Annotated in this window: 9 protein-coding genes; 5 read left to right on the plus strand and 4 right to left on the minus strand. The window is 68.0% G+C overall.

Going from position 1 to position 7,632, the window contains the following annotated elements; genetic code table 11:
• From WBB14_RS10070 to WBB14_RS10085, 4 genes are all read right to left on the minus strand, one after another.
• On the minus strand, positions 1-465 hold a 465-nt coding region (locus WBB14_RS10070), incomplete at its 3' end, for an alcohol dehydrogenase catalytic domain-containing protein (RefSeq protein WP_424239698.1).
• A 24-nt stretch (positions 466-489) separates the two neighbouring features.
• Positions 490-1,263, minus strand: a complete 774-nt coding sequence (locus tag WBB14_RS10075) for an SDR family NAD(P)-dependent oxidoreductase (RefSeq protein WP_424239699.1) — start codon at positions 1,261-1,263, stop codon at positions 490-492.
• Positions 1,264-1,270: 7 nt separating this feature from the next.
• Positions 1,271-2,584, minus strand: coding sequence for a histidinol dehydrogenase (gene hisD, locus WBB14_RS10080; RefSeq protein WP_424239700.1), 1,314 nt, complete (start codon positions 2,582-2,584; stop codon positions 1,271-1,273).
• 30 nt (positions 2,585-2,614) lie between these two features.
• Positions 2,615-3,667 carry an ABC transporter substrate-binding protein gene (locus tag WBB14_RS10085; RefSeq protein WP_424239701.1) on the minus strand — a complete coding sequence of 351 codons (1,053 nt, stop codon included), beginning with the start codon at positions 3,665-3,667 and terminating at the stop codon, positions 2,615-2,617.
• 222 nt (positions 3,668-3,889) lie between these two features.
• On the opposite strand from WBB14_RS10085, the gene WBB14_RS10090 reads away from it, so the two are divergent.
• The 5 genes from WBB14_RS10090 to WBB14_RS10110 all read left to right on the plus strand — a co-directional run.
• Entirely contained in the window at positions 3,890-4,942 is a 1,053-nt protein-coding gene (locus WBB14_RS10090; protein ID WP_424239702.1) for a substrate-binding domain-containing protein, read from the plus strand.
• A 19-nt stretch (positions 4,943-4,961) separates the two neighbouring features.
• Positions 4,962-5,885: an NAD(P)-dependent oxidoreductase gene (locus WBB14_RS10095; protein ID WP_424239703.1), complete on the plus strand. Its 924-nt coding sequence runs from the start codon at positions 4,962-4,964 to the stop codon at positions 5,883-5,885.
• On the plus strand, positions 5,878-6,687 hold the full coding sequence (locus WBB14_RS10100; RefSeq protein ID WP_424239704.1) for an ABC transporter permease: 810 nt from the start codon (positions 5,878-5,880) through the stop codon (positions 6,685-6,687). The genes WBB14_RS10095 and WBB14_RS10100 overlap by 8 nt, the downstream gene beginning before the upstream one ends.
• Positions 6,675-7,469 carry an ABC transporter permease gene (locus WBB14_RS10105; protein WP_424239705.1) on the plus strand — a complete coding sequence of 265 codons (795 nt, stop codon included), beginning with the start codon at positions 6,675-6,677 and terminating at the stop codon, positions 7,467-7,469. The genes WBB14_RS10100 and WBB14_RS10105 overlap by 13 nt, the downstream gene beginning before the upstream one ends.
• Positions 7,470-7,632 (plus strand): SDR family NAD(P)-dependent oxidoreductase (locus tag WBB14_RS10110; RefSeq protein ID WP_424239706.1); only part of this gene is annotated, 163 nt, incomplete at its 3' end.

Here is a 7,632-nt window from a genome sequence, read left to right on the forward strand (position 1 = left end):
GAACAACGCCCGCTGCGCCAGCGCGACGCCGTGCAAGGCGGTAGCCGCCGGTTCGGTCAGCGCGGCGGCGGCGGCCGGCATGTCCTGCGGCACGGGAATCAGGCAGCGCTCGGGTATGGCCATGAATTCGGCGAACGCGCCGGGACGCGTCATGCCCACCATGCCGCGGTTGCGGCACAGATTGTTGCGCCCCTGCACGCAGAAATCGCAGTGGCCACAATGGATCAACGGGTTGCCTGTGACCCGCTGGCCGGCGCGGCTGCCGCCCACCCGCGTGCCGACAAACTCGTGTCCCAGGATCAACGGCGGATTGCGGCGCGGGTCATGCCCGTGATAGGCATGCATGTCGGAGCCGCAAATGCCCACGGCCTCGATGCGCAGCAGCGCGTCGCCGTCCACCTGCACCGGATCGGGTTCCTCGCGGTACGTCAGTTGGCTGGGTGCGGTGTAGACAAGGGCTTTCATGGCGGGACTCCACGGAGATGCCGGTCAGCGGGCCGAAAAGCCGCCGTCTATGAACAAGGTCTGCCCGGTGATGTAGGCCGAGGCCTCGCTCGCCAGGAACACGGCCGCGCCGTGCAGGTCCTCCAGCCGGCCGTTGCGCCCGATCATGGTGCTGGCAGCCAGCGCCTGCACGCGGGCCGGATCGCTCATCACGGATGCGGTCAGCGGCGTCTCGAAAAAACCTGGCGCGATCGCATTGCAGGTGATGCCGTGGCGCGACCAGTACTCGGCGATGGCGCGGGTCAGCTGCATCAGCCCTCCCTTGGACGCGCCATAGGGCGCGCTGTCCGGGAAGGCGCGCACGCACTGCAGCGAGGTGATGTTGATGATGCGGCCCCAGCCGCGCTCGCGCATGGCCGGCGCCAGCGCGCGGGTCAGCAGGAACGGCGCGGTCAGGTTGATTGCCAGCGAGCGGTCCCAGTCCTCGTCGGCGGTGTCCTCGAAGGGCTTGCGCACATTGATGCCCGAGGCGTTGACCAGGATATCGGGCGCGCCGAAAGGCCGCGCCGCGCGGGCGGCGAAACCGCCTAGCGCATCGCGGTCGGCCAGATCGCAGGGCAAGGCGCGCGCGCGCAGCCCTTCGTCTTCGAACTCGCCTGCGGCGAAAGCCAGCTCCTGCTCGCGCCGCGCCACCAGCACCACGCTGGCGCCGGCCCGCGCCAGCGCCAGGCCGATGGCCTTGCCTATGCCGGAGCTGCCGCCGCTTACCAAGGCGACGCGGCCGTCCAGGTCGAACAGGCGGGACATGTCGTTCTGCATGATGGCTTCACTCCCGCACGGGTTCGCCCAGTTCGAAGGATTCCTGGGGGAAGTACTTGGCCAGGCGGTCGTCCGCCGTGCGCGCATGCGCCTCCATGCCTTCCAGCCGCGAGATCCGGGCAGTCACCTGGGCGGTGTCGCGGCTGGCCTGGCGCGTCATGCGTTGCCAGGTCACGGTCTTGATGAACTTGTGCACCGACAGGCCGCCCGAATAGCGCGCCGCGCCCTTGGTCGGCAGGATGTGGTTGGTGCCGCTGGCCTTGTCGCCGAACGCCACCGTGGTTTCCTCGCCGAGGAACAACGAGCCGTAGCAGGTCAGGCGCTGGAACCACCAGTCCAGGTCCTCGCAATGGACCTCCAGGTGTTCGCTGGCATAGCGGTCCGAGACATCCACCGCTTCTTCCCGGGTATCGCACAGCACCACCTCGCCATAGTCGCGCCAGGCGGCGCCGGCCGCATCCCGCGCAGTCGGCGGCAAGGACTCGATCAGCTCGGGCACCCGCTGCAGCACGGATTCGGCCAGGACTCGGTCGGTGGTAATCAGCCAGGCCGGCGACTCATGCCCGTGCTCGGCCTGCCCCACCAGGTCGGAGGCGACGATGGCCGGATCCGCCGAGGCGTCGGCGATGATGCAGACCTCCGACGGGCCGGCGAAGACGTCGATGCCCACGCTGCCGAACAGCATGCGCTTGGCCTCCGCCACGAACTTGTTGCCCGGCCCGACGATGATATCGGCCGGCTTGCCGGTGAACAGGCCGTAGGCCATGGCGGCGATCGCCTGCACGCCCCCCAGCGTCATCACCGCGTCCACCCCTGCCACCTTCATGGCGTACAGCACTTGCGGATGTATGCCCTCGCCGCGGTAGGGCGTGGAGCAGGCGATGACGGTGGGCACCCCGGCCGCCTTGGCGGTGGCGATGCTCATGTAGGCCGACGCGATGTGCGCATAGCGTCCCGTAGGCACGTAGCAGCCCGCCACGTTGACAGGTATCAGCCGTTGCCCGGCGACCAGGCCCGGCGCCAGTTCCAGTTCGAACTCGCGCACCGAAGCCATCTGCGCCTGCGCGAACTTGCGCACCTGGCCGGCGGCGAATTCGATGTCGCGCTTGATGCCGTCGGGAATGGCTGCGGTGCGCCGTTCTATCTCGGCGGCGCCGACCAGGATGTCCCCCTCCCATTTGTCCAGGCGCCGGGCGTAGTCGCGCACCGCGGCTTCGCCGCCGGACTTGATGTTCGCCAACATCTCGGCGGCGACTTCGCGCGCGGCGGCCTCGTTGCCCTGGGGCTGCCTGGCCGCGGATTTGAGCTTGCTTACTGCCATGGTGTGGCCTCGCGGAAGAATGGATGCGGCTCAGTTGGTCTTGTTGGCGAAGGTCTTGAGCGCCGGGGTCTGGTCGACGCGCTTCATGTAGTCGTCCGTGATGTAGGTCTTGGGATCCGGCACCTCGGTGAGCGTGCCCACGCCCTTCAGGTAGCCGGACAGGGCTTCATAGGCGTTGTCCAGCGTGGACTTGCCGCCGGTGCGCGACATCAGCTTGAGCTGCTCGTCCAGCGTGAAGATCGGCCGTTCCAATTCCTGCCCCAGATAGCCATCGTTGAGCTTGATGCCGTTGGCCTGGAACAGCTTGCGCAGGTAGCCCATGGCTTCCGCCTTGTTGTTCTTCTCGAAGCTGACGGCCCGCAGGTATACCGCCAGGAACTTGGCGACCGCGTCCGGGTTCTGCTGCGCGAATTCGCCGCGCGCCACCAGCGCGCCCGGGATCATCACGCCCGCGTCCTTGCCGTTGCATACGACTTCCGCGCCGCTCTGCTCGTTGAGCGTGTAGAAATTGGGCGCCCAGGTGCCGGCCAGCATGCCATTGCCGCCGGTGAAGGCGGACACCAATTGCGCCGGGGCCAGCGTCACCACGCTGACGTCGCTGCGCTGCATGCCCCACTTCTTCAGGCAGGCCATGGTCGCGTACTCGCCCGTGGAGTTCGGGCTGAGCAGGATCTGCTTGCCCTTCACTTCCTTGGCCGCATTGCTGCGCACGGCCGCGGCGTTCTCCTTGCGCGCCATGACGCCGTTGGCGGTCGATTCATCATTGGTGACGCCCAACGTCACGATGCCGTAGCGCTGCGCGCCCAGCACCGCCGGCGGCGAGCCCGTGCCGCCCACGTCCCAGGACTTGGACGCGGCGCCGGCGATCTGTTGCGCGCCCGCCGGATAGACCACGAATTCCGGCTTCAGGCCCGCTTCGGCCCACCAGTTCTTTTCGGTGGCGATGTAGATCGGCAGCGCCCAATAAGCAATTTGGTAGCTGACCTTGATGGGCGTCGGCGCCTGGGCCGACACGGACGGGCTCAACAGCAAGGCGCCCAGCGGCGCCAGGCACAGACCTACGATGCGGGGGATTCTCGACATGCTTAGTCTCCAGATAGTGGATTCCGGTCTGCATGCGCGAGCTGCCGCGGCATTCCCCGGATAGCAGGCCCGGATCTGCGTCCGGGCTCGGTTTTTTGAAAGCGCATACAGAGAATAAGCGCGCAGCCCTCTCATTCAACCCCGAGAAAACCCTAGAAATCGCCCACAGCGTTTCAATAACTGTATATTCACACCATCCAATTTCTGAAAGCGCTTTCAAATATGAAGCGAAAGTCCGCTCCCCTACCCGGGGACACCCTGAAGTCGATTGCCGCCAGCGGCGGCATCTCCTCGGCCACCTTGTCGCGGGTGTTGAACCACCCTGAACAAGTGCGGCCCGACCTGCGCGCCCGCGCCATGGCGCTGCTGGCGGAAGCTGGCTACGTGCCGCATGGCGCTGCCCGTTCGCTGGCGTCGCGCAAGACCCGCACCATGGGCGCCATCATTCCCACCGTGGACAGCGCGCTGTTCGCCAAGCTGGTCGACGGCATGCAGCAGACCATCCATGAACATGGCTACCAGCTGCTGCTGGCCAGCACCAACTACAGCCCGGCGCGCGAAGCCGGCGAAGTGCGGGCGCTGATCGAGCGCGGCGTGGACGCCATGATGCTGGTCGGGCGCAGCCGCGACCCCGAGATCTACGAGCTGCTGCAGTCCAAGGGCATCCCCTTCGTCACCACCTGCCATTACGACGCCGCCGATGCCTGGCCCATGGTGGGCTGGGACAACGCCGCCGCGGCGCAGCGCATCGCCGACTACCTGCTGGACATCGGCCACCGCCGCCTCGGCGTGATCGCCGGCATCTCCAAGGACAACGACCGCGCCGCCGACCGCGTGGCCGGCTTCACGCGCGCGCTCAAGCGCCGCGGCATCGACATGCCGCCGCAGTACGTCATCGAAAAGCCCTACACCGTGCCGGAAGCCCGGCGCGCCATGGCCGCGCTGCTGCGCCTGCCCGAGCCGCCTACCGCGGTCATGTGCGGCAACGACATCCTGGCCTACGGCGCGCTGCAGGAGTGCCTGTGGCAAAACCTGCGCGTGCCCGAGCAGATTTCAATCACGGGCTTCGACAACATCGAAATGGCCGCCCACTGCCGGCCAGGCATCACCACCCTGAACGTGCCGGCCTTCGAACTGGGCCAGCGCGCCGCCAGCATTCTGCTGGCGGCCGACGCCGACACGCCGCCCGAGAACGTCTGCATCGAATTGGAACTGATCGTCCGCGACACCACCGCGCCGCCGCGCAGCAGCACCAGTGCACGGCTAGGCAGCTGACCACACCGGAGCAAGCCCCATGGAACACACCGAATCACCCCGCATCGCATTCCTGGGCCTGGGCGTCATGGGGAGCGCGATGCTGCGCAACCTGGCCGCGCAGGGGTATGAGGTATCAGGCTACGACGTCGTGCCCGCGGCCATGGAGCGCTTGGCCGATACCGGCTTCCGGCGCGCCGCCACGCCACGGGATGCCGCAAGCGGCTGCGACGTGGCGATCACCATGTTGCCCACTTCCGCCCATGTCCGCGACGCCCTGTTCGGCGCCGACGGCGCCGCCGCGGGTTTGAATCCGGGTGCCCTGGTCATCGAAATGAGCACGGGCGATGCGGTCGAAACCGACCGCATCGCCGCAGACCTCGCGGCCCTGGGCCTGCGCTGCCTCGACGCCCCCGTGGGCCGCACGCCGCGCGAGGCCGCGCAAGGCAAGGCGCTGATCATGGCCGGCGGGGCCCAGGCCGACTTCGACCAGGCCGCCCCGGTCTTTGCCGCCATGGCCGACGAAATCGTGCACGTAGGCCCTTTCGGTTCGGGCATCCGGCTCAAGCTGGTCAACAACTACATGTCCATGGTCGGCATGGTGCTGACCGGCGAAGCCCTGATGTTCGCGGCCAAGCTCGGGCTGGACCGCGCCACCGTCGTCAAGGTGCTGTCCAACACCACCGCCGGGCGCGGACAGCTGCTGACCAATTTTCCCGGCAAGGTGCTGGCGGGCGACATCAGTCCCGACTTCCCCATGCGCATGGGCTACAAGGACATCAACCTGGCCATGAACCTGGCCGCCTCGGTGGGCGCGCCGCTGGGACTGGGCGGCTACGCCCGCGAGATGTTCGCGCTGGCCAAGTCCTGGGGCCGGCAGGAGCAGGACTGCACCGCCATGCTGCTGCTGCTCGAAGACGTGGCCCACCTGGAACGCGACGCCGCGAGGTCCGGCCATGAGTGAACATATCGCCACCCTGCCCGCGCGGCGGCCGCGCGCCTCGCGCCGCAGGATTACCGTGGGTGTGGCCGCCGTCGCCGTTGCCTTCGCCGCCTGGTGGATCGTGTCGGCGCTGGGCCTGGTCAACGGCGCGCGCTTTCCCACGCCACTGACGACCTGGCAGGCCGCCGTGCAGCTGTCGCGCGACTCCGGCTACGCCGGCGGCACGCTGTTCCAGCACATCGGCCACAGCCTGCGGCTGGTGTTCCTGGGCTTTCTGGTCGCCATCGGCACCGGCGTGCCACTGGGCCTGCTGATGGGATTCAGCAAGCGCATCGACGCCCTGGTCGGGCCGGTATTCTCCCTGCTGCGCCCGATTCCGCCGCTGGCCTGGATTCCGCTGGCCATCCTGTGGCTGGGGCTGGGCGACCCGGCGAAGATCTTCCTGATCTGGGTGTCCTCGTTCACGCCTGCCGTCATCAACACCTATGCCGGCGTGCGCAATATCGATCCCACGCTGATCGAAGCCGCGCGCGTGCATGGCGCGGGCAATCCGCTGCGCATGCTGCGCGACGTGCTTATCCCCGGTTCCCTGCCCATGATCTTCACCGGCCTGCGCCTGTCGCTGCAGACCGCTTGGATGACCCTGGTGGCGGCGGAACTCATCGGCGCCTTCATCGGCCTGGGCAAGGTGCTGGACACCGCGGCGCTGGACATCCGGCCCGGCATGATCCTCTACGCCATGATCTGGGTGGGCCTGCTGGGCGCGGTGATGACCCGCGGACTGGAATGGATCGAAAAGAGGGCATTGCCATGGCTACGCTGACACGCGCCTCGGGCGACTCGTCCGCCTTCACCTTCGGCCTGTCGTGCCTGGGGCTGGCGGGGTTCTTCATGGCCTGGCACCTGTTGAGCATGGCCGGGGTCTTTCCGCCCAACTACCTGCCTGGCCCGCTGACCGTATTGCGGACCATCGTGCAGTACAGCAGCGAGCCCTATTCCGGCGCCACGCTCTGGACGCACCTGGGCGCCAGCCTCTACCGCTTCGCCTGCGGCTTCCTGCTGGCCGCGGCGGTGGGCATTCCGCTGGGCCTGCTGATGGGCTGGTACCGCTGGCTGGACGACGTGGTCAGCCCGTTCTTCGATGCGCTGCGCTTCGTCGCGCCGATCGCTTGGGTGCCCTTCGCCGGCCTGTGGTTCGGCACCGGCATCGGCGGCCCCACCCTGATCATCTTCGCGGGCGCCTTCCCGCCCTGCCTGATCAGCGCCTACCGCGGCGCCAAGTTCGTCGACACGCGCCTGCTCGAAGCCTCGCGCACGCTGGGCGCGAGCGGCCCGCGCATCGTCGCCGAAGTGCTGCTGCCGGCCTCGCTGCCGTCCATCCTGGCCGGCCTGCGCGTCAGCGCCGGCATAGGCTGGCAGTCGCTGGTGGGCGCGGAACTGATCGTGGTGGGCAACGGCATCGGCTACATGATGGTGCAGGGGCAGCTCAACGTCGCCACCAATATCGTCATGGCCGGCATGATCGCCATCGGCATCGTCGGCATTTGCATCGACCTTGCCCTGCGCATGTTCGAACAGCGCCTGAAGGCGCGCTGGGGACGCTGAATGGATCATTCCGCAATCGACCCGACCCTGTCGGTCATCGTCACCGGCGGCGCCAGCGGCATCGGCGCGGCGGTTTGCCGGCGCGTGGTGCAAGCGGGCGGCCACGTGGCCATCCTGGACCTCAATCTGGACGCCGCGCAGGCGCTGGCGCGGGAGTTGGGCC

It is taken from the genome of Achromobacter sp. (assembly GCF_049647645.1).
GTDB lineage: Bacteria > Pseudomonadota > Gammaproteobacteria > Burkholderiales > Burkholderiaceae_B > Achromobacter.

Excerpts from the sequence above, each read along its gene's own strand:
- WBB14_RS10100 (WP_424239704.1), top strand. The coding sequence starts at position 5,878 with ATGAGTGAACATATCGCCACCCTGCCCGCGCGGCGGCCGCGCGCCTCG.
- WBB14_RS10095 (WP_424239703.1), top strand. The coding sequence starts at position 4,962 with ATGGAACACACCGAATCACCCCGCATCGCATTCCTGGGCCTGGGCGTC.
- WBB14_RS10085 (WP_424239701.1), bottom strand. The coding sequence starts at position 3,667 with ATGTCGAGAATCCCCCGCATCGTAGGTCTGTGCCTGGCGCCGCTGGGC.
- WBB14_RS10090 (WP_424239702.1), top strand. The coding sequence starts at position 3,890 with ATGAAGCGAAAGTCCGCTCCCCTACCCGGGGACACCCTGAAGTCGATT.
- WBB14_RS10075 (WP_424239699.1), bottom strand. The coding sequence starts at position 1,263 with ATGCAGAACGACATGTCCCGCCTGTTCGACCTGGACGGCCGCGTCGCC.
- WBB14_RS10105 (WP_424239705.1), top strand. The coding sequence starts at position 6,675 with ATGGCTACGCTGACACGCGCCTCGGGCGACTCGTCCGCCTTCACCTTC.
- hisD (WP_424239700.1), bottom strand. The coding sequence starts at position 2,584 with ATGGCAGTAAGCAAGCTCAAATCCGCGGCCAGGCAGCCCCAGGGCAAC.